Source organism: Vibrio sp. AH4, assembly GCF_030710545.1.
In the GTDB taxonomy this organism is placed as follows: Bacteria; Pseudomonadota; Gammaproteobacteria; order Enterobacterales; family Vibrionaceae; genus Vibrio; species Vibrio metoecus.
In genome coordinates, this window is record NZ_JALAIV010000003.1 from 27803 (window position 1) to 48879 (window position 21077).

18 protein-coding genes, 1 pseudogene and 1 riboswitch are annotated in these 21077 nt (G+C 48.3%); of the genes and pseudogenes, 5 read left to right on the top strand and 14 right to left on the bottom strand.

Features of this window, described 5'->3' with window-relative positions; translation table 11 throughout:
• Positions 1-35 precede the first annotated feature (35 nt).
• The gene (locus MKA69_RS13355; RefSeq protein ID WP_055043998.1) at positions 36-572 is read right to left on the bottom strand and encodes a cysteine hydrolase family protein; all 537 of its coding nucleotides are present in this window, start codon (positions 570-572) and stop codon (positions 36-38) included.
• 101 nt (positions 573-673) lie between these two features.
• Here MKA69_RS13355 and MKA69_RS13360 point away from each other — a divergent pair, with 101 nt between their 5' ends.
• Entirely contained in the window at positions 674-1615 is a 942-nt protein-coding gene (locus MKA69_RS13360; protein WP_000200840.1) for a GlxA family transcriptional regulator, read from the top strand.
• Positions 1616-1690: 75 nt separating this feature from the next.
• On the opposite strand, the gene MKA69_RS13365 is transcribed toward MKA69_RS13360, so the two are convergent.
• Positions 1691-2329 carry an NAD(P)-dependent oxidoreductase gene (locus tag MKA69_RS13365; RefSeq protein ID WP_305848267.1) on the bottom strand — a complete coding sequence of 213 codons (639 nt, stop codon included), beginning with the start codon at positions 2327-2329 and terminating at the stop codon, positions 1691-1693.
• Between the two features lie 132 nt (positions 2330-2461).
• Between MKA69_RS13365 and MKA69_RS13370 the strand changes: the two genes are divergently transcribed.
• Positions 2462-3352, top strand: a complete 891-nt coding sequence (locus MKA69_RS13370; RefSeq protein WP_044125500.1) for a LysR family transcriptional regulator — start codon at positions 2462-2464, stop codon at positions 3350-3352.
• 47 nt (positions 3353-3399) lie between these two features.
• Here the strand turns inward: MKA69_RS13370 and MKA69_RS13375 are convergent, their stop codons facing one another.
• Positions 3400-5712 carry a methyl-accepting chemotaxis protein gene (locus tag MKA69_RS13375; protein WP_095474983.1) on the bottom strand — a complete coding sequence of 771 codons (2313 nt, stop codon included), beginning with the start codon at positions 5710-5712 and terminating at the stop codon, positions 3400-3402.
• Between the two features lie 187 nt (positions 5713-5899).
• The gene (locus MKA69_RS13380; RefSeq protein WP_055031841.1) at positions 5900-6619 is read right to left on the bottom strand and encodes an SDR family oxidoreductase; all 720 of its coding nucleotides are present in this window, start codon (positions 6617-6619) and stop codon (positions 5900-5902) included.
• A 145-nt stretch (positions 6620-6764) separates the two neighbouring features.
• Here MKA69_RS13380 and MKA69_RS13385 point away from each other — a divergent pair, with 145 nt between their 5' ends.
• Together MKA69_RS13385 and trmY are read left to right on the top strand one after the other, a co-directional pair.
• Complete coding sequence (locus MKA69_RS13385; RefSeq protein ID WP_305848268.1) at positions 6765-7670, top strand: LysR family transcriptional regulator; 906 nt, start codon at positions 6765-6767, stop codon at positions 7668-7670.
• 105 nt (positions 7671-7775) lie between these two features.
• On the top strand, positions 7776-8381 hold the full coding sequence (gene trmY, locus MKA69_RS13390; protein WP_001256106.1) for a tRNA (pseudouridine(54)-N(1))-methyltransferase TrmY: 606 nt from the start codon (positions 7776-7778) through the stop codon (positions 8379-8381).
• 65 nt (positions 8382-8446) lie between these two features.
• Here the strand turns inward: trmY and ribB are convergent, their stop codons facing one another.
• Positions 8447-9103: a 3,4-dihydroxy-2-butanone-4-phosphate synthase gene (gene ribB, locus MKA69_RS13395; RefSeq protein WP_044125489.1), complete on the bottom strand. Its 657-nt coding sequence runs from the start codon at positions 9101-9103 to the stop codon at positions 8447-8449.
• 114 nt (positions 9104-9217) lie between these two features.
• A riboswitch (FMN riboswitch) is annotated at positions 9218-9356 on the bottom strand.
• A 53-nt stretch (positions 9357-9409) separates the two neighbouring features.
• On the opposite strand from ribB, the pseudogene MKA69_RS13400 reads away from it, so the two are divergent.
• Positions 9410-9542 (top strand): annotated as a pseudogene (locus tag MKA69_RS13400) (histidine kinase).
• Between the two features lie 21 nt (positions 9543-9563).
• Here the strand turns inward: MKA69_RS13400 and potE are convergent.
• From potE to MKA69_RS13445, 9 genes are all read right to left on the bottom strand, one after another.
• The gene (potE, locus tag MKA69_RS13405; RefSeq protein ID WP_000045949.1) at positions 9564-10883 is read right to left on the bottom strand and encodes a putrescine-ornithine antiporter; all 1320 of its coding nucleotides are present in this window, start codon (positions 10881-10883) and stop codon (positions 9564-9566) included.
• Between the two features lie 67 nt (positions 10884-10950).
• Complete coding sequence (gene speF / locus MKA69_RS13410) at positions 10951-13113, bottom strand: ornithine decarboxylase SpeF (RefSeq protein ID WP_305848269.1); 2163 nt, start codon at positions 13111-13113, stop codon at positions 10951-10953.
• Positions 13114-13455: 342 nt separating this feature from the next.
• Entirely contained in the window at positions 13456-13572 is a 117-nt protein-coding gene (speFL, locus tag MKA69_RS13415; RefSeq protein WP_001893294.1) for a leader peptide SpeFL, read from the bottom strand.
• A 526-nt stretch (positions 13573-14098) separates the two neighbouring features.
• The gene (locus MKA69_RS13420) at positions 14099-15541 is read right to left on the bottom strand and encodes a coniferyl aldehyde dehydrogenase (protein WP_305848270.1); all 1443 of its coding nucleotides are present in this window, start codon (positions 15539-15541) and stop codon (positions 14099-14101) included.
• A gap of 50 nt (positions 15542-15591) precedes the next feature.
• Entirely contained in the window at positions 15592-16074 is a 483-nt protein-coding gene (locus MKA69_RS13425) for an Lrp/AsnC family transcriptional regulator (RefSeq protein WP_055034771.1), read from the bottom strand.
• Positions 16075-16235: 161 nt separating this feature from the next.
• Positions 16236-18125, bottom strand: a complete 1890-nt coding sequence (locus tag MKA69_RS13430) for a methyl-accepting chemotaxis protein (protein WP_305848271.1) — start codon at positions 18123-18125, stop codon at positions 16236-16238.
• A gap of 265 nt (positions 18126-18390) precedes the next feature.
• Positions 18391-18621 carry a hypothetical protein gene (locus MKA69_RS13435; RefSeq protein ID WP_305848272.1) on the bottom strand — a complete coding sequence of 77 codons (231 nt, stop codon included), beginning with the start codon at positions 18619-18621 and terminating at the stop codon, positions 18391-18393.
• Positions 18622-18800: 179 nt separating this feature from the next.
• Positions 18801-20291, bottom strand: coding sequence for a sodium/proline symporter PutP (gene putP, locus MKA69_RS13440; RefSeq protein WP_055034773.1), 1491 nt, complete (start codon positions 20289-20291; stop codon positions 18801-18803).
• Positions 20292-20363: 72 nt separating this feature from the next.
• Positions 20364-21062: a 1-pyrroline-5-carboxylate dehydrogenase gene (locus MKA69_RS13445; RefSeq protein ID WP_305848273.1), complete on the bottom strand. Its 699-nt coding sequence runs from the start codon at positions 21060-21062 to the stop codon at positions 20364-20366.
• Positions 21063-21077: the final 15 nt, after the last annotated feature.

Consider the following 21077-nt stretch of genomic DNA (forward strand, 5'->3'; position numbering starts at 1 on the left):
TGTCGGTTAAATGAGCATGCAGTGTGCCACAGCGGTTAACGTGCCGCCACTTCCGTTGCAAAATCATCCAAGCTTCGCATGGCGATGCGGTCGGACAAGGCGCGTAAAGCAATACCATGCACCATCGCATCCACTGAGCTGCAGGCTTGCGGGAGTACACGAACTTGATATGGCGCGGCTTGAGGGGAGAGAGCCGTGTGGGTGATACAGTTCTGGGTCATCATTCCACATAAATAGAGTTGGCTGACACCAAAGCGCTGCAAATACTCAGTTAAATCGGTATTCAGAAAGCTATCAGCGTGTGCCTTGACCACCACAATCCCTTCTGGAGCGGCTGCAACTAATTTAGGATGCAACTCTGCCCCCTCGGTATTGGCATTAAAAAATGGCGCGCTGCCTAACTTTGGGTCAGCAATATGCTGCACAAGAATGATCGGCATTTGATGACGTTGCGCGATGTCGACCGCTTGCAAAGTGTTCGCGAGCACCTGTTCCGCTTGCCATTGTGGGTACAAGCCGTTGGGGAAATAGTCATTTTGAATATCGATGATAATCAGTGCAGATGAGTTCATAGCGTTCTCCTTAGTGAATCTATGGCGTATTTTCTCGGTTTTTCTTCTTACGCTGCAGAGTCTAAAATGACACTTTACGGTTCGAAAACGACAGATCATCGATGACTTCTATATCAATCGCTATTGTGGCTTATCCTGGTTGTTTACTGTCCGCTGTTCATGGCTTGGATGAAATGTTCTGGATGGCGAACAGAGCCAGCCAAGAGCTTAATCAAACATTTAAGTTTGAAAGCCAGATTGTGGAGTGGCCAAATGTTCACTCCGCATTGCTGGAGCAGTCTTACGCCGCTATCGTTTTACCGCCAAGTCGTGAGCAAGTTGGCAACACGATATTCTCGGAAAATTTACTAGACTGGCTGATTGAGCAGCATCAAAAAGGAGCCCTGCTTAGCGCGGCCTGTGCGGGGGTTTTTCTACTGGCAGACACAGGATTACTGCGCCACAAAAGTGTGACCACGCATTGGGGATTGGCACAAATTTTTTCACAACGCTTCCCAGACATAACGTTAAAGAGTGATGAAATTCTGATTAACCAAGGCGATATTATTACTGCCGGTGGCATGATGTCTTGGGTAGATTTAGGGTTGGAGTTAGTCGCACAATTTACCTCTCCAGCCATCATGCGTCAGGTGGGTAAGCTGTTGGTGATTGATACCGGAGCTCGTGAACAGCGTTATTACCAGCAATTTTCACCGAGTATGCTGCACGGTGACGATATCGTTCTCCAACTTCAGCATTGGTTGCATGATCACTATCACCAATCACACAGCATCAGTGAGTTAGCTGCACAAGCTCACGTCACACCTCGTACCTTACAACGGCGGTTTATAAAAGCCGTAGGCTACAATCCGATCCAGTATTTGCAACGTTTACGTATTCAAAAAGCGTGCGATTGGTTGGAATCCTCCACCCACTCTTTTGAATGGATTGCCCACCAAGTGGGCTATGACGATGCGGGCGCATGCCGAAAAACGTTTTCTAAAATTATGGGGTTAGCCCCAAGCGAATTTCGCCGGCGCTTTACTTCACCCTCTCAGATGTAAACGCCGAAATAGCTAAACTCAGAAAGATGCCACGCACCTTTCTGAGTCAACATATGATTAATCTAGCTATGTGGATTAGTACGCTACACCAATGCGTTGGCGAGGATGCTCTGCGTATTCCAGCTCATCAATCAGCGCGACCGCATAATCTGCCACCGAAATACGGCTGTTGCCTTCGCTATCGGTCAGCAGTTGATCGCCACCCACACGGTATTGGCCTTGTTTGTCGCCAGGGAAAATTTCGGCCGCTGGGCTTACGAAAGTCCAGTTCACATCGCTGTTGCTTGCGCGGAAAACTTCCAACGCTTCGCCTTGTGCTAGAGCTTCACCTTTGTACTCTTCTGGGAAACCCGGAACGGTGACTAATTTCACGCCCGGCGCCACTTCCAAAGAACCGGCACCGCCAACCCACAACAAACGAGCAACGTCAGCTTGTGGCAGCTCATTGAGCAGACGCTGCACAGTTTTCGCAACCATTTCATGGTTGCCTGCAGCACGGCCACCGATAGAGGCAATCACGGCATCCACACCTTCGAGCACAGATTTGAGTGAGCTCTCTGGATTTAGGATGTCCAGTTGCTGTACCGCTACGCCTTTGAGGGTGACTTTGGCAGGGTCACGAACGATCGCAACCACTTCATGTCCGCGCATTTTCGCTTCAGCAGCTAAATGACTACCAATCCAACCAGATGCACCTAGAATTGCGACTTTCATTTTTTACCTTCCTCTTGAATCTATTTAGATGAGTGTGTTCAACGAGGATAAGTATAGTTTGTCGCATCACGAGCGATAAATGCGCAAAAATGATGTACATTGTATCTAGTTAGTTTGCAAATGAGAGCACTTATGGATCGCCTAACAGCCATGCGCAGCTTTATCGAAGTCGCGAATACCGCCAGTTTTACCCAAGCGGCGGATAACCTAAACCTCAGCCGCTTACAGGTATCGCGCCATGTTCAAGAGATTGAGGATTGGCTTAAGCAACGCTTGTTGCATCGCACGACACGCCGAGTCAGCCTGACTGCAGCCGGTGAAGAGGCGCTACAACGCTGTGAGCAAATTCTCCATCAGACCATGGAGCTGGAAATGCGCGCACTGGAGCAATCAGGAGCATTACGCGGCAGCATTCGTATTTCGGCACCAATAGGTCTCACGCAAAACATGCTGCTGGATGCGGTGATCGCCTTTACCGACCTGCATCCACAAGTTCATTTTGATGTATTAGCTTCCGACCGTTTTTCACAATTGGTCGATGAACGCGTCGATATCGCGCTGCGCTTTACGCAGCAGCCCGATGAAAATTTGATTGCGCGCCGCTTGCTTGAAGTCGGAATGGTGGTGTGTGCCACTCAGGAATATCTGGCACAACATGCGCCTATCGAACTGCCACAAGATCTGACACACCATAACTGCTTAGTGCATATCAGTGGCAATAAATGGGATTTTGTCAAAAATAACGAGCAGTTTAGCGTTTTGGTCAATGGCAATATTCGCGCCAATGATATGGGCACCTTGTGCCGCGCCGCCTTAAATCATAAGGGGATCATTCGTCTACCCTGTGATTTAGCCAATCCGCTGTTGCAAGCTGGACAACTGCAAGCGTTGCTGCCGGACTATTATCTGCCGAGCAGTTCAATCTGGGCGGTGTATCTGTCACGCAGTTACCAAACACCTCTAGTCAGACAGTTTATTGATTTTCTCGCCGAGCGTTGGCAGGAAGATTTGCTGTGGCCATAAAAGCCAATCCCCGATTTTACAATCGGGGATGCTTTTCTAAAGACTAACTAATAGCGGAACTGCCCAACCCGTTTTCTGAGGCTTTGCGCTTCCTGTGCAAGCTCACCAACAATTTCATCCACATGTCCCACTTGTTGAGAGACGCTCGATGACACATCGGAAATCGATGTGATGTTGGTATTGATCTCTTCAGTCACTTCTCGCTGTTCGTCGGTCGCGGTTGCAATTTGGATGTTCATATCATTGAGCTCATTGATCATCCCCACGATCTGTTTGAGCATATCCGTGTTGCTGTTACACGATGACACGCCGCGAGAAACATTCTGGTTCGCACTTTGAATCGAGCTCACCACAGCCTGTGTTTCACGCTGTAAGCGTTCTATTTTTTGACGAATCTCTTCCGTAGAGGTATGCGTTTTGGAGGCAAGATTACGCACTTCATCCGCCACCACCGCAAAACCACGGCCTTGTTCACCGGCTCGCGCAGCTTCAATTGCCGCGTTTAACGCCAATAGGTTGGTTTGTTCTGCTATCGCTTGAATCACATCCAATACCGATGCGATCGATTGGCTCTCATGGTTCAAACGACCAATGGCTTCAACCGCAGAGGCCATTTGCTGGTTGATCGAACTCATATCGCGTGACAACTCATCCCCCACCGCCACACCTGTTTGGCCTTTGTCGTTCGCTTCTTGCACAAATTCTGCGGCACGCAGAGCAAACTGCGAAACTTCAGCAATTGATGCACTCATTTCATTCACTGCCGTCACTACCGATTCCGTGCGCTCATGCTGATCAGCCACAGCACTTCGGGCATGCGTCATGTTGTCTGAAATAACTTGCGTGTTCGAATTGAGCTTTTCCGTCGCCTGAGCAAATTGGCTGATCGTCTCTTGCAACTGTTCAAAAAGTCGATTGAACGCTTGCGCAAGTTGCCTAATTTCATCGCTGCCTTGCTCTTCTAACCTTCCAGTTAAATCATTATTTTGGCTGATATTTTGCACATCACGGATTGAACGTAAAATTGGACGAGAGATGTTTTTCCCTAAAACTAGAGCCGCGATCGCCGCCACTAGTGCAGACACAACAATGGCTAGAGCGGCTTTAATTGTCACATCATGGTTCAGCGCGACAATGTCAACCAGCGCCTCTTGAGCCTGCATTTCTGTAATCAATATCCAAGATTGACCCAGCGCATGAATCGGGCTGAATGCAGTTAGCATATCGATGCCCACCGAGTTTGTATGGTGCACCACACCACTTTCACCCCGAAGCCCTTTATCCACACCTTCACTGCGGATCGGCATGACACCAATGGCTAACCCTTTGTTACGAATTTGGCTAATGGCATCTTTATTGAGCTTCATCGCGTTCAGAGTATTCATAAACGCTGAAGCATCTTCCAATAATTGACGGGGTTGGCTACGGATCAAACCATCACTACCGACTAAATAACTTTCACCAGTTCGACCTAATCCGTTTTCAACCCATTGATTATTAAAGGTCATGATGTGGTTAATTTCATCAACTGGCATTTGAAAAACCAGCACACCAATCCGTTGGCCATTATCGAAAATCGGGGTTGCGATAAAAGAAGCCGCCGCTTCATAAGAAGGGTAATAAGGTGCGAAGTCGTCTAGATAATATTGGTTGTCAGCGAGGGTTTCCGCTTTAACATAGGCACGCGCTAACCCAGAATCTCTGTAGGGGCCAGTTTTTAAATTGGTTGCATAATCAAGTTCCTTGAACACGCTATACACAACGTTACCAGCGTTATCGATCAAGAAAACATCATACAAGCCGAATTGCTCAAGGTATTTTTTGAAACTTGGGTGATATTTGCCATGTAAACCGTCATAACGAGTTCCTAAGGCATCACTCAGCCAAGCATCTTTCTCTCCAAGTGGATTAGGATTTTCCGCAATATAGCGTGACTGTAGCGCTTTACTGATCGGTGATAACAGTTGCAAACGGCGATCAAATGCGGCATCGCGTCCATCATTCAGCTTTTGGTATTTTTGGCCGAACTGCGTTGCATAGTAGCTTTGCAGCTTGTCCAAAGATTGGCTTGGTACTTGCTCAACGGGATACTGTTGATACGCTTCACTCAACCCGTTCATGGCATCAACCGTTGACACCATATGAGCTAAGGTCATCAGTTGGCCGGCGATTTGTTGCAGATAGCGTTCAATTTCACTTTTTTTCGTTTGTCGAACAGAGACCAACTGCTCAGTAGCCCGATTATATAGGGCTTTTTCAGCAAGGTTCGATGCACTCCAGCCAATCCATTCTCCCGCAACGATCACGGCGACGGTGGCAATAAGAGTCATAGATAACACAATTCGGTTAGCAATTTTCATAAATGGTCCCTGAGGCTTTCTGCCTCTTTAAACGACGTAATAAATGCCAACCGATCATTGTTATTTTGATATGAAACTACACCAATCAGTGTAGAGGGCAGATCGCTGTTGCGCAAAGGATCCGACCATAAAAAAAGCGATGCGGATAACGCATCGCCATAACTATTTTCTAAACCTTTGATTGAACTTAAGGTTGTTGTTTGGTCGGTGCCAACGCAATCTCACGAATGCACACGCTTTGTGGCTGCTGATAAGCAAACAGTACCGCTCGCGCCACATCATCCGCTGCCAACACGCCGCCCATATCCACTTTCCAAGCGTCATAGCCGTCTTTAATTTCGCTTGATGTGGTGTGTGAAAGCAGCTCTGTTTCTACCGCTCCTGGAGCAATTGTGGTCACGCGCACATTGCTGGCGGCCACTTCCTCACGCACGTTTTCAGAAATCGCATGTACCGCAAACTTAGTTCCACAGTAAGCAGCATGATTCGGGAATGTTTTCTTACCCGCAATAGAACTGATGTTCACGATCGTACCGTGGTTGCGATTTTTCATATCGGCCAACACAGCGTGCATACCATTGAGCAGGCCTAGCACATTCACATCAAACATGCGCTTCCATTCATTCGCTTCTTGAGTATCAATCTGCCCAAGCAGCATGACACCGGCATTGTTCACCAGTAGATCCGCAGGGCCATACAGCGCTTCGGCTTTCGCAATCGCAGCCACTAAGGTCGCGGCCTCTGTCACATCCACTTTTTCACACAGTGTGTTGGGCAGGTTCAGCGCTTCTAAACGCTCCACACGGCGTGCCACCAACAGCAGTGGATGACCCGCTTCACTGAAACGGCGTGCGATAGCTTCACCAATACCAGAACTTGCACCTGTAATAACGACTAATGATTTCATAGGATTACCTCATTGATTCTGAGAAAAGTCTCCTGAACACAGGAGTTCGTTGCCATGCGTGCAGTCTAGGCGAAAGCAGATTGTTGATATATAGTCGACAGGTTCACAAACTGTTGCCATATGATGACAAATAAAAGGACTCTCAATGCAACTTAGCCAACTCAATCTGGCCGACATTCGCGCCTTTGTACTGATTGCCAAACTCGGCAATTTCACTAAAGCCGCGGAAGAGCTGGAGGTTTCTCGCTCACATGTTTCACGCCAACTGAACCAGTTAGAGAACAGCATGGGCGTCACTCTTGTCATCCGTACCACACGCAGCCTTTCACTCACGGATGCAGGAGAGATCTTCTATCGTCAATGTGAACAAGCCCTGAGCAGTATTGAACAAGCCGTGTTAGCCGCTGTAGATGATGTGCAAGAAGCGCGCGGTGAGCTACGCATCAACAGTGTGGGCGGGCATATTGGGGAAGAGTTGATTGCCGACATTTGCAGTGCTTTTATGCAGGAAAACCCCGATGTACGTATTCACCTCGATTTCAGTAGTCATCGCGTTGATTTGATTGAAGAAGGCTTTGACGTAGCATTTCGGATGGGCAAATTAGAAGATGCCAGCTTTGTGGCGCGTAAACTCACCGAAATCCGTATGAGCACGCTCGCAAGCCCCACGTACTTTACGCAGTGTGGTCAACCTCAACATCCCAAGCAACTCACCGATCATCGCTGCTTAACGGGTTCGGTAAAACGTTGGAGCTACCAACACAAAGAGACGAAGCAAACTCTCGATGTGCCTGTCGATGGAGATTTACAGTGTAAAAACGGCCGAGTGTTAGTTCGAGCGGCATTGGCGCATAACGGCATCATTCGCGTACCCACTTTCTACTGCCACCAAGAGATCGCCCGCGGTGAATTGGTCGAAGTGTTTCAGGATTGGCATATCCCAAGCGTTGAGTTTTCCCTTATCTACCATAAAGACAAATATCAACCAGTGCGCTTAAAGCGGTTTATTGAGTTCAGTAAGCGTTATTTTGAGCAGGGCGTCATCGAATAAATCGGCGAGTCACGGCTCTCGCAATACGGCAGCATAAAAGACTGGTCAAGTTCGGCGCGCTTAGCGACAATACCGCACTTTAAATGACAACGAATGAGAAATACCATGCGCAGTTTTATCCTTCGAGCTCGCTCTGCACCGACCGATAGCCAACGCCTACTGGACGAAATTGGTGGCAAATGCCATACCGAAATTTTGGCACACTGCATGATGAACAGCCTGTTTACCGCGCAGTCGCATCGTGAAGATGTGGTGATTCATCTGGTATTGGAAAGTACGCGCGATTATTCACGCACCATCACCGTCGAAGCCAATGAAATCAGTGATGTGGGCGGGTTCCATGAAGCGGCGTTGATTGCCCTATTGGTGAAAGCGCTGGATGCCTCTGTTGGTATGGGCAAAGAACAAACCCGTGTGGTTCAGCCGGGATTGACCGTGCGCACTATCAGTTTTGAAGCGCTACTCGGTGAGTTGGCAGAGCATCATTCGCTGTACATGATGGATAAAAAAGGCGATTCCATTCGTGATATTAAGATTGGCCCGAACCCGTGTTTTATTCTGACCGACCATATCCCGATGCCGAAAAAGAGCGGTAACTCGATGAAGCGTCTCGGGGTAGAAAAAATCAGCCTTGGGCCAAAAATGCTGTTTGCTTCACAGTGTGTCACGCTGATCCATAACGAGATTGATCACCAAGAAGCGGGTTGGTAATTCCTGCCCTCATCAATCATTAACAGCCCTGATGAATCTGTTCGTCAGGGCTGTTTTTTCTTCGCTTAAGCCAGTTTCAGATCAAACTGAATGCGGTATTGCACCATATCTTCAATGGTCAACACGGGCATATTGTGCAGTTTGCCAAACTCGATGATTTCTGGCGTTTTTGCCATGCTGCCATCTGGGTTGGTCAGTTCGCATAACACACCCGCTGGCTGCAAGCCCGCCATCTGCATCAAATCAACCGTACCTTCAGTATGACCACGACGCGCCAATACCCCGCCCGCACGAGCACGCAGTGGGAATACATGGCCGGGGCGTGCCAAATCTTCCGGCTTCGCTTGTGGGTTGGCGGCGGTTTTGATGGTGGTGACGCGATCTTGCGCCGAAACCCCCGTGGTCACACCGTGTTTGGCTTCAATCGATACCGTAAAAGCCGTTTGGTTCGCACTATTGTTGTTCACCACCATAGGCGGTAGGGCTAAGCGATCGGCTTGCGCTTCAGTCAGACACAAACAGACGATGCCGCTGCATTCACGGATCATCAGCGCCATTTGCGCTGTAGTAAGAGATTCTACTGCGTAGATAATATCGCCTTCGTTTTCGCGATCTTCATCATCAAGCAGCAGCACACCACGCCCTTCACGTAAGGCTTGCAGTGCGTTTTCTACACGAGTCATTGGGTCGCCGAATTCGGCAAGTAATGAGGACTGATTCATGGTAATACTCCAAAAAATGACCAGAATCAGGGCTTATGAGGGATCAAAATCCAAAACGAAAAGCACTGAAAACCGAAAGATGTAGCAACGCCGCACCTTGAGATTCAGTGTGTTTGTCATTCTCTCTCATCCGGACTGTAACCGTCGGCTCTGGCTTCTCACCAGATCTGCTGACCTCGACGAATCGAGCGCTCGTGGGCTCGCCTTGCGGCATACCACCGGTGGGGAATTTCGCCCCGCCCTGAGAATATTGTTGTGCTTCAGACGATTCTGAAACGCCGCCTAGTGTAGTCAGTTCAACGAGCGGTGAAAAGCGTTACGGACAAACTTGTTTTGAATATCACCGCTTTTGAGCAAGAAAAGTCGATGAAACAGAAGCATCAGAGAGAAAACCGCGCGGATAGAAAAACAGCGCAGACTCGCTGCGCTGTTGACCTGATAGCTTAAGCTTTAAACCCGATCAGGCGTGTTTCATGGGTGTATTGAGCTGTGAGCGAGAGATCGCACCGTACAGCACCCAACCGAAGAAGGTCGCAATCGAACCGAGCATGACCGCAGTTTCACCTGAACTGTACAACGCATAGAAGCTGTACATCGCACCAATAAAGGCCATCACGTTGGCCACTTTCGCTTGGCTGACAGGCACATTGAGCTGCTTTTGCATCACGCCTAGCGCGGCCATAGAGAGGATGTACGGAATAATATTGGTCACGACCGCCAAATTCACTAACGCCTCAAACTGCTTATTGAGTGATGGGCTGATAGTCATCAAACTCAACACCGTTTGAATCGAGACGATGGTCAACATACCTAGCACAGGGGCATCGGCTTTGGTCACTTTAGAGAACAATTTAGGGAAGAAACCTTCATCGGCCGAGGCTTTAAACACTTGCGCAATGGTAAATTGCCAGCCAAGCAGTGAACCGGTACAAGACACGATCGCACACGCCATGACAATCGCGCCCATGGTTGGGTTAAACATCTGTGCGAAAGCCAGACCAAATGGTGCGTTCGAGTTGGCCAGATCCGCGTTTGGCACAATCCCAGCAATCACGTTGGTTGAGATGATGTAAATCACCGCAGCCCCTAAGGTACCGCCCATGACCGCGATGGGTACGTTTTTCTCTGGGTTTTCTACCGCATCAGCATTAGCACACGCCGATTCCAAACCTAAGAATGCCCACAATGTCATCGCAATTGAGCCACCAAGTGCTTGGAAGAATGGCAAACCATGTGGGTTCCATGCTGAGCGATACAAGTCAAAATCAAACCAGTACCAGCCGATGATGGATACCCCAATCACCGGAATGATGATGCCCCAAACGGTGACGCTGGAAACTTGGCCAGTAATACGTGCACCGCCAAAGTTAGCTACAGTGGCTACCCACAATACCAAGATCGTCGCGATACAGGTTTCAATCGGAGTGAGATGAAAACCAAACAGCACATCGGCATAGCCGACAGCGGAAATGGCAATCGCCACGTTGGCTATCAGCAAGGAAACCGCATAGGTATAGTTGGCCATAAAGTTGCCACTGCGGCCAAACGCGTATTCGGCGTAACCACCCATACCACCGGATTTTTTACTGAACATACCGCATTTTGCAAAGGCAAACGCCAAGGCAGTTGAACCCGCGGCAGTGACTAACCAAGATAAGATAGAAATGGTGCCGACTTGGGCAAGCTGAGTCGGGAGCATAATGATGCCCGACCCCATCATGTTTACGATAGTCAGAATGGTGAGTTGCACTACACCAATTTTGTTATTGGATTTACTCATGATATTCCCCTTCTATGGGTCTTTTCGTGTTGTCATCGGGGCAGAAACATCTGCCCCGATGCCCCGATTAACGTTTCAGTACATAGCCCATGGCTTGCACTCGTCCCTCGCCTGTCGGCTCCAGATACACCCCTTGCAATTCAGGCGCAAAACCCGGCAGCAAGTTGATCCCTTCTTCCAGAGCGAGGAAGTAACGCTGTACTGAACCGCCCCATATTTCTCCCGGAACCACACACAACACACCTGGAGGGTAAGGCAGTGCGCCTTCAGCGGCGATATGGCCTTCCACTTCACGCAGTGGGACTAGCTCAACCTGACCACGTACAAAGGCCAAGTTCGCTTCTTGTGGGTTCATTACCGCACGTGGGAAATAACGCGCGCGGAACATCTCTTTTTGCAGCTGTTTCACATCATGGCTGACATACAGATCGTGCATTTCCTGACACAACTGACGGATGGTGTAGCCTTTGTAGCGTTCGCGATTCGCGCGGTACACGTTCGGCAATACTTCGCTCAGTGGTGCATCTTCTTCAATCAAGCGTTCAAAACGAGCAATTTGTGCCACTAAATGCTGCATCTTCGCCATATCTTCGGCTGGGGTGAGCAAAAAGAGGATCGAGTTCAAATCGCACTTCTCTGGGATGATGTTGTTCTCACGCAGGAAGTTGGCCAGTATGGTGGCCGGAATACCAAAGTGCTCGTATTCGCCGGTTTCTGGGTCAATCCCCGGTGTGGTCAGCAGGAACTTACAAGGGTCAACGAAATACTGACCATGTTCGTAACCTTCAAACGCATGCCATTTCTGCCCCGGTTCAAATTCAAAGAAACGCAAATCATCGGCAATGTGCTCGGTGGGGTGAGATTGCCAAGGTTTACCTTCGATCATTGGAGGGATGAACGGTTTGATGTATTTGCATTTTTTCATCAGCAGCTTACGGGCTTCGATACCGGTTTTCACCGCTTCGCGCCATAGGTAGCGGCCACTGTCCCCTTCGTGCATCTTGGCGTTCACATCGAGCGCCGCAAACAACGGGTAGAATGGGCTGGTTGAGGCGTGCAGCATAAAGGCGTTGTTAAAGCGTTTATGGTTGCAGTAACGCTCTTGACCTTTGATGTGGTGATCTTTCTTGTGGATTTGCGAAGTTTGCGAGAAACCCGCCTGCTGTTTATGCACGGACTGAGTCACGATGATGCCCGGATCTTCAGGCTTCAGATCGAGAAGAAGTGGTGAGCAGTCTTTCATCATGGGAATGAACTGTTCATAGCCCACCCATGCAGAGTCAAACAGGATGTAGTCACACAAATGACCGATGCGATCCACCACCTGACGCGCGTTGTAAATCGTACCGTCGTAAGTTCCAAGCTGAATGATGGCAAGACGGAATGGGCGTTTCGCTTCCGCGCGGCTTGGATCCACATTACGTACCGCATCACGTAGGTAAGATTCGTTAAAGCAGTGCGCATCAATCCCGCCGATAAAACCGAATGGGTTACGAGCCGTTTCTAAGTAAACCGGTGTCGCGCCTGCTTGAATTAACGCACCATGGTGGTTGGATTTATGGTTGTTGCGATCAAACAGCACCAGATCTCCCGGTGTCAGCAGCGCGTTACACACCACTTTGTTGGAGGCCGATGTGCCGTTGAGTACAAAGTAGGTTTTATCTGCGTTGTATACTTTCGCCGCGTAAGCCTGTGCATCATGCGGGGCGCCTTCATGGATCAGCAAGTCGCCCAAACGCACGTCTGCGTTACACATATCCGAGCGGAACAAGGTTTCACCAAAGAAATCAAAGAACTGGCGACCAACCGGGTGCTTACGGAAGAACTGACCGCCTTGATGGCCTGGGCAAGCAAAGGTCGAGTTACCCATGTCCACGTATTTTTTCAATGTGCCAAAGAAAGGTGGCAACAGGCTTTCTTGATAACGACGCACGGCAGTTTCCACTTGCTTACCGTAGAACTCCACTTTGGCATCACACAGCTCAAATACCCCGGTAATGTCTGCGCAAAAATCATCTGGAAATTGGTCTTCGCAGCACACAGCAACAAAGATCGGCAGTTTCAAACCGGTCGCATTCATTTTATCTATGATGCCGTTTTGTACGTCTTCGACGGAAACCACCGCCGCACCAATGTCACAGAAGTCGGTTTTCAGTACATCCACCACTTCACGTTGAGTCGTGAAGCAAGAGCGAACCGATAAACTCGTAGCAATTTTTAATGAATTCATATTTAGCCTTTCTTATTTTTTTGAATAAACGAATCCCAAGCCAAATTATTTTTAGCGTGCAGGAAATCGCTCAGCAAAATAAATATTGCAGTAACAAAGGCTGAGATAGAAATAATGGAGAGCCTCAGCCTAAGAATCTGTGAATATTCTTTTGCTTAATAATGATATTTTTTCTTGGGCATACCTGAAAATTCGCTCAGTTACGGTAAGAGCAGGCAAAACCAACATGATCTCACATCACGCCAAAGGGCGTGAAAAATCAATGAATATGCCTTAATACCTCAACATGAGGAAAGCAGGTATAGGACGAATCTTTAGCTGGCAAGCAGCCTAAAGCACTCGTTACAGATGAGATGTCGATTGGGTAAAGAAAGAGTAGTCAAAGTAGTCACGGTGAGACGGCATCATGATGTGCCGAGTCCTACGAATGTGTGCCATGATTTTTGATTTCTTTTTCATATACAACTCCGTTACAAATAATCAAGAAACCAGTTTACGTCGTTTTGCTTAGAAAGCAGGCGCATTCTATACCCCAAGGAAAAATTAAAATTTGACCATCATCACACCTTAATAAGCATAGATATATATTTTAGATTTATTTACCAACAATAATAGGTATTGCCATATATATCTTAAGACTTGAGTAAATTTATAAGTAAATAATACAGTGAATAATTAAATAAACAGAACAACGCACTATTAAACAAGATTAATCCAACAAGATAAAATGCAACCTTAGCAACAAACGCCACATATTTAATTACATTCAATAACACTGCTATTTTTCAATTTGACGTGACATCCTGCTATACCCAAACGACTTGGAGTTGCAGGTAAGCGGCAAGTGAGTTCATCCCCATGCACATACACAGACTTATGATTGGGATCCATGAGCGTAACCAACACCGCTGCTGCTTCAAGTAGGAATGGGATAGCATCAAGCCAGATGCTGTCTGGCTTGATATAGTGATCGATAGTAGAAAGATTAGCGCCCCAAAAAACGAGTAAGGACGCGTAACATCGATTGACGATAAGTCAGCAGCCAGCCATTACGTGGCAACCAAGCGGCTGAATGAAGCACCGTTTTGCTGTGCGAGAAGGTCTTAAACCCTTCGATTCCGTGGTAATGCCCCTGCCCTGATTCACCAATGCCGCCAAATGGCGCATCATCCGCTGCAACATGCATCAAGGTATCATTCACACACGCACCACCACTGTGGGTACGCTGCAAAATATGATTGGCCAGATGGCTCTCTTTGGTCATCACGTACAGCGCCAATGGCCGTGGGCCTTGATTGACTCGTTCAATCGCTTCTTCAATATTGCGATAACCGATCACCGGCAGAATGGGACCAAAGATCTCTTGTTGCATCACCAGCATGTCATCGCTGACTTCGGTTAACAGATGCGGCAGCATCTGCCTTGCTTCGAGTTCTACTGTTTTGCCCACCACAGTATTGAGTTTGGCGCCTTTTTGCTGTGCATCATCCAAACAGTGTTGTAATCGGTCAAACTGCGCTTGGTTAATGATTTGTGTCACATCCATACGACCATAACGGATAAAACGGCGCGCAAAACGCTGCAAATAAAGCTCAACGAAGGTCGCGACTTTCGCTTGCGGCAGCATGACGTAATCCGGTGCAACACAGATCTGCCCGGCATTGGTGGTTTTGCCAAGCATAATACTATCCACGCTGCGCGCGAGATCCGCATCGTCAGCGATGATCACTGGAGATTTGCCCCCCAACTCTAACGTCACAGGTGTTAAATTTTTCGCGGCCGCTTGCGCCACTAGCTTGCCTACGGCGGTTGACCCCGTAAACAGCAGATGATCAAATCGCAAGGCACTAAAAGCCGCGGCAACCTTCGCGTCACCTTGCACGCAAACCGCGATATCGCCCAACGCGGCAATCACACGCGCTAACACCTGATTGGTGGCAGGTGTGTATTCACTCAATTTCACCATCACCTGATTCCCCGCAGCAACCGCGGTGATCAGTGGTGCAAGGCTAAGCAAAATAGGAAAATTCCAAGGCACCATTATCCCCACAACACCCAAGGGCTGAAATTGCACTTCAACACGCGAAGGCCACAGCATCAATCCTGCATGCCGCCGCTGCGGTTTCATCCATTTTTTCAGTTGCTTAGTCGTGTAGTTGAGATGATTCAGCGTTGGCAGTAAATCGCATAAGGCGCTATCGAACCGACTACGGAAACCATAATCTTGATTGACTGCGGCAATCAGGGCTTCATTTTCATGCAGTAAAGCCTGTTTGAGTTGAGTCAATCGCTGCAAACGATGCGTCAAACTGGGATATGAAGCATTCGCGTACTGGGTTTTCAGCCGTGCAAACTGCGTCTGCAAAGTCTGGATTTCAGGAGAAGTGTCAAGTGACTCAGCACGAGAAACGACAGAGAGTTGAACCATAAAAACTCCATGCAACTAAACTCGTGATGGAGCGTTTTGCTCACACCACATCATGTAGGGAGGGTATAAATCAGCTCAGGGTTGATACCAAAACTGGTTTTGTGCTCTTCAATCACAAACTCACTGCGAGTTTGGATCACTCCCGGCAACGAGCCTAACTTACCCGACATAAAAGCCTGATACGCTTTCATATCTCTAACTCGGACTTTAATCATGGTGTCGAAATCGCCAGAGAGCGAATAACACGCTTCAATTTCTGGGATATCCGCCACCGCATGTGCAAAACGTTCAAAAATCGAGAAGCTGCTTTGATCGAGCCGAATATGGATAAAGACCTGCACATCCAAGCCTAACTTTCCTGGATCGAGATCGGCGTGATAACCACGAATATAACCCTCTTTCTCTAACCGCTTAACCCTTTCAGAGCAGGGCGATGTGGTGAGATTCACCAATTTGGCGAGCTCAACAACCGGTAAACGTCCTTTGGTGTGCAAGATCCGCAATATATCGCGGTCAACGCGGTCCAGACTCATACAGCAATATCCTTTGACTGTTTAGACTGAAATACAATACTGGTAACTACAAAACTGCCGAAATGGCATTCCGTAAGCCGTGACCTAACTCACGTAAAAAGGGCATCTTACGATGCCCTTTAGAAACCACGAGTGATCACCAAACTCAACAAGAAATAAAGCTAGAGCTTGAAGCGTGAAATCTCTTTATTCAGCTCCTGCGCCATCGTATGCAGTGATTTGGCCTGTTGCACTGAATCCTGAGCTTCTTGCGCTAATTGATCGCTCACTTCACGCACCGATTCAGTATTCATATTGATATCGGCTGTCACTAATGACTGTTCTTCCGCCGCCGAAGCAATTTGCGTTGCCATATCGCTGATCTGCTGAATCGCTTCACTGATCGCCTGTAAACTTTCGCCGGTTTGGTTAACATCAGCCACACTGGTTTCCACCAACTTATGGCTTTCGGTCATTACCGATACCGCGGTGCTAGTGACTTTCTGCAAGCCAGCAATCTTAGTCTGGATCTCCTCCGTCGAAGCGTGGGTGCGCTGCGACAGCACACGAACTTCATCTGCAACCACCGCAAAACCACGCCCTTGTTCACCGGCACGCGCCGCTTCAATCGCCGCATTCAGTGCAAGCAAGTTGGTCTGTTCGGCAATGCCACGGATGGTCGACAAAATCGTTGAGATTTCGTTGGCATGCACTTCCAGCTCACTGATGATACTCACCGCACCAGTTAACTCTTGGGCAAGCTGGTCAATCGACTGTTTACTTTGTTGCATTTGCGCAAAGCCATCTTCGCCCAATTGCACCGATTGAGTGGCGTTCTTCGCGGTATTTTCGGCATTGCCGGCAATTTCTGCCGTTGCCGATGCCATTTCGGTTACCGCCGTCGCGACCATGGTGATCTCATCTTGTTGAGTGCGAATCCGTTTGCTGGCTTGAGTTGCTGAAGCAGCAGCGTGGTCAGCCCCTTGAGTCAGCGCTACGGAAACTTCACGTACGTTTTTCACCATCTGATGTAAACGATCGACAAATTTATTGAATTTATCGGCCAGCAAACCCACTTCATCTTGGCTGCGAACATCCAAACGACGAGTCAAATCGCCATCCCCTTCGGCGATATCTGCCAGAGCATTAGCGATATTACCGAGCTCATTAAGCTGACGAGCCACAAACCAAGACGTAAGCAGTGCCATCACAAGCAAGATACCCAGTCCAATCCCGATCTGCACCATCAACATGTCATTCAGTGGCTGCTCCAGAACCCCTTTATCCATCACCATGACCAGCAACCAATCGGTATTCGCCACTTCCTCAGCCATCAAGACCTTATCTCGCCCGTCCATGCTCAATTGGAAGAGCGAATGGTCTTTAGCCGCGATATTGAGCTTAGAAATAGTCAGTTGAGCCGACATCTCTTCCGTCGGTTTTAGGATCAAATCTTGAGTTGGATGAGCAACAATTTTGCCTTTTTGGTTAACCAATATGGCGTACCCTTCTCCCGGTACCGCAATGGCCAATACGTCTTTGATGAGCTTATCTAAAGCCAGATTAGACGCAGCGACACCCATTAATTGACCTTGATAACGTACCGGTTCTGCCAACGTCACCACTAAAGTTTGCATGGTGACACTCACGTAAGGTTCGGTCGTGATCGGTTTACCCGCCGCTTTTGCTTCTTTGTACCAACCTCGGACACGTGGATCATAATCTGCGGTATTGAGTGACGGATCTTGACGGAACATTTCGCCCTGCTCATTACCGTAGTAACTCAATCCAAATGAGCCTGATTCTAGGGTTTGTCTTAAATGTGGCACTAATTCTAATTGCGGGTTACGTTCAATTTCTTCACGTAACCCTTTAAGCGCCAATTGTTTACCCGAAAACCAGTCGCCAATCCCTTTTGCATGGGCTTGCAAAGTATTGCGACTTTCACTTTCAATCGCTCGCCAACTGTCTTTTTTAAACGTCTGATAACCCGCAATAACCAAAGCCGCCGCGGTTACCGCAATCGCCACCACCACAGAGAAAACCATCTTTCTCTTTAGACTTAATCGCATCAACAATACTCCACACATATTAAATTGCATTAATATGTGAGCAAAGTATCGAAATTTCAGGTAATTACCTTGCTAAAGCTCGCACAATCGCAAGTCTACTGATAAGGGATCATTAAAATGTGAGATGCTGTCCAAAATGGTGCAACCGAAGATGGAAGGAAGTGAAGTAATCGTAGTCAGCCAGAAAAGCGTTCGAAAACGCACAGCTCACTACACACAATAAGCGTGCAGAGTGGAGTTTAATCAGGGCGGTATTCTTGCGAGCTTAAGAAGCTCTGACCCCAACTAAGATATCGTGCTGTTTTACACGCTCATTCTGCTGGTTGCAGACTCGGCAGAAGTAGTGCTGCTCCATCTGATAATAATGCTGTCCTTGCATCAACCTAGTGAGAAATTGTTGGAAACCTTGCCAGCCTTCGGGTTGTGTCTGCACACGTTTCATCACTACTTTGTGTGCGGTTTGTTTACCACAACCACGACAATAAGCCTTTGGCATCACGGAGCACTCCTGTCGATTTATCACTATTGAGAATTGACGCATTCTGCAGCGATAAACGTTAGAAACATAATTTCTTGTGCAAATTTCGTGACCAGTATTAAAGAATTACTCAATAGGGAAGACGTTAAGCCAAAAGAAAGCCTCGCAATGCGAGGCTTCGTCCATTATAGAGCGCGCTATTCAAGCTCGATCAGATGCTTTTTGAACGTAACATGCTGTGCTTTCACTTTTTCATCTGGCTCACCAGTGAGCAGGCTGATCACAACAATCGATACGGTTGAAAGAATAATTCCTGGTACGATTTCATACACATCAAACCAACCACCCGAAAGCTGCTTCCACACCACGATGGTCACACCACCGACAATAATACCCGCTAAGGCACCGTTACGGTTCATGCGTGACCAGTAGAGGCTCAATACCAGCGCAGGACCAAATGCCGCACCAAAGCCCGCCCAAGCGTAGGACACCAAACCCAGCACTGAGCTATCTGGGGTCATCGCTAAAAACAGTGCAATCAGCGAGATGATCACAACTGCGGCACGGCCAACGCGCACAATCTCTTCTGAGCTGGCATCGGTTTTGAACACTTGCTTGTAGAAGTCTTCCGCGAGCGCCGATGAAGACACCAGCAGCTGTGAATCGGCCGTACTCATAATTGCTGCCAAAATTGCGGCCAGCAAAATACCAGCGATGACTGGGTGGAACAGCGAGTTCACTAATAGCATGAAGATTTTTTCGCCATCATCCAGACCAATCGTGCCCGATTGCGTGACAAAAATCAGGCCGGTTAACCCCACCAGAATCGCACCCGCCATTGAAATGCCAGTCCATATCACGGCAATACGGCGCGCCGTGGTCAGATCTTTATTGGAACGTGAGGCTTTGAAACGCGCCAGAATGTGCGGCTGACCAAAATAGCCCAAACCCCAAGCCACTAGCGAGATAATCGCAATCGCGGACAGAGGTTCACCTTTTGCGTCATTCCACAAAGTCAGTAACTCTGGGTTAATCGCCGCCAAATCGTGATCAAGCTGAGTAAAGCCCCCTTCCATCGCAGCAATCGGCACAATCATCAGCGCCGCTGCCATCAGCAAGCCTTGCACCAAGTCAGTCCAAGATACCGCTAAGAAGCCACCAAACAAGGTGTACGACACCACACAAACCGTACCCACAATCACCGCAGTGGAGTAATCCAAGCCGAATACAGTTTCAAACAGTTTGCCGCCGGCAACCAAACCTGAACTGGTATAGAAAAGGAAGAACAGCAGAATGAAAAACGCAGAAATGGTTTGGATCAGTTTTGAGTTGTCGTTAAAACGGCGTGACAAAAACTCAGGTAAAGTCAGAGAATCCGTGGTGATACTGTAGGTACGCAGACGCTTAGCGTTCACTAACCAGTTAGCCCAAGTACCAACGAGCAAGCCGCCAGCCAACCAGAATGACTCAATACCGGCCGCATACGCATAACCCGGTAGACCCAGTAGCAACCAGCCACTCATATCTGATGCGCCAGCGGAAAGTGCCGCAGGCCATGGCCCTAATGAACGGCCACCCAGAAAGTAGTCGGCTGAGTTTTTCGTTCGCTGATAAGCGTAAACCCCAATCGCCAACATCAAAATGAGGTAGACGATAAAGGTGGTTGTAATAGCGAAGCTATTTTCCATTGTGTTTTGTCCTCTTTTTCAAGATCGCCTTTCATACCCCCTCTTATCCAAAGGGGGCAAACGCAGAAAGGACTAATGAGTATCCACACCGAGCTCCAAGAGCGTCGCGTTTCCACCCACTGCTGTTATATTTATTGTGCGTGTGCGCTCGGTAATAAAGCGCAGTGATAAATGTGGATCATGTGCCACCGGCAAGGTAAGCAGATCCGTTTCTGAAACGAGACTGACAATCGCGCCTGTACGTTTCGCGAGCTGACGGTTGATCGTGGCCTCAACCGACGGGGTTCCGACATATCCAATGCATCTCACATCTGATTCGATCAGTTGGTGATACGCATCGAAAGAAGCAAACTGCAACAAATTTGCCGGAAGGGATGACTGCTGGTAAGCAGCCACTAACGCAGAACTCAACTCTTTATCGTCACTACAAAAAACGACACTGTTCCCCGCTACGAGTGCAGCAGTCAGTTGAGCCACTACGGCTTGTTTGGCTTGAATACCGTTATCCTCTTGGATGATCAGGGCAACACCACGCCCTGCGGTATAAAGCTCATTGGTTTCTCCGGTAGGCCCAATCAGTTGGTGCGTATGCGCCAACAAAGTCGATGCCTGTTGAAGGTGGTAGGAAATCACTTTTGCCACACCGGGCATGCTGTTTTCCAATAAAGATTTCAACGCGAGTAAACACTCACATTTCGAGTCAAAGTCGGTCAGATTCCAATTTTCCCAAGCAGAAAAGGCGTCTGAAAAACGGGTTACTTGATGCACCATGATACGTCTCCTTGC

Coding starts and splice junctions, on each gene's coding strand:
- MKA69_RS13355 (WP_055043998.1), bottom strand. CDS start 572: ATGAACTCATCTGCACTGATTATCATCGATATTCAAAATGACTATTTC.
- MKA69_RS13360 (WP_000200840.1), top strand. CDS start 674: ATGACTTCTATATCAATCGCTATTGTGGCTTATCCTGGTTGTTTACTG.
- MKA69_RS13365 (WP_305848267.1), bottom strand. CDS start 2,329: ATGAAAGTCGCAATTCTAGGTGCATCTGGTTGGATTGGTAGTCATTTA.
- MKA69_RS13370 (WP_044125500.1), top strand. CDS start 2,462: ATGGATCGCCTAACAGCCATGCGCAGCTTTATCGAAGTCGCGAATACC.
- MKA69_RS13375 (WP_095474983.1), bottom strand. CDS start 5,712: ATGAAAATTGCTAACCGAATTGTGTTATCTATGACTCTTATTGCCACC.
- MKA69_RS13380 (WP_055031841.1), bottom strand. CDS start 6,619: ATGAAATCATTAGTCGTTATTACAGGTGCAAGTTCTGGTATTGGTGAA.
- MKA69_RS13385 (WP_305848268.1), top strand. CDS start 6,765: ATGCAACTTAGCCAACTCAATCTGGCCGACATTCGCGCCTTTGTACTG.
- trmY (WP_001256106.1), top strand. CDS start 7,776: ATGCGCAGTTTTATCCTTCGAGCTCGCTCTGCACCGACCGATAGCCAA.
- ribB (WP_044125489.1), bottom strand. CDS start 9,103: ATGAATCAGTCCTCATTACTTGCCGAATTCGGCGACCCAATGACTCGT.
- potE (WP_000045949.1), bottom strand. CDS start 10,883: ATGAGTAAATCCAATAACAAAATTGGTGTAGTGCAACTCACCATTCTG.
- speF (WP_305848269.1), bottom strand. CDS start 13,113: ATGAATTCATTAAAAATTGCTACGAGTTTATCGGTTCGCTCTTGCTTC.
- speFL (WP_001893294.1), bottom strand. CDS start 13,572: ATGAAAAAGAAATCAAAAATCATGGCACACATTCGTAGGACTCGGCAC.
- MKA69_RS13420 (WP_305848270.1), bottom strand. CDS start 15,541: ATGGTTCAACTCTCTGTCGTTTCTCGTGCTGAGTCACTTGACACTTCT.
- MKA69_RS13425 (WP_055034771.1), bottom strand. CDS start 16,074: ATGAGTCTGGACCGCGTTGACCGCGATATATTGCGGATCTTGCACACC.
- MKA69_RS13430 (WP_305848271.1), bottom strand. CDS start 18,125: ATGCGATTAAGTCTAAAGAGAAAGATGGTTTTCTCTGTGGTGGTGGCG.
- MKA69_RS13435 (WP_305848272.1), bottom strand. CDS start 18,621: ATGCCAAAGGCTTATTGTCGTGGTTGTGGTAAACAAACCGCACACAAA.
- putP (WP_055034773.1), bottom strand. CDS start 20,291: ATGGAAAATAGCTTCGCTATTACAACCACCTTTATCGTCTACCTCATT.
- MKA69_RS13445 (WP_305848273.1), bottom strand. CDS start 21,062: ATGGTGCATCAAGTAACCCGTTTTTCAGACGCCTTTTCTGCTTGGGAA.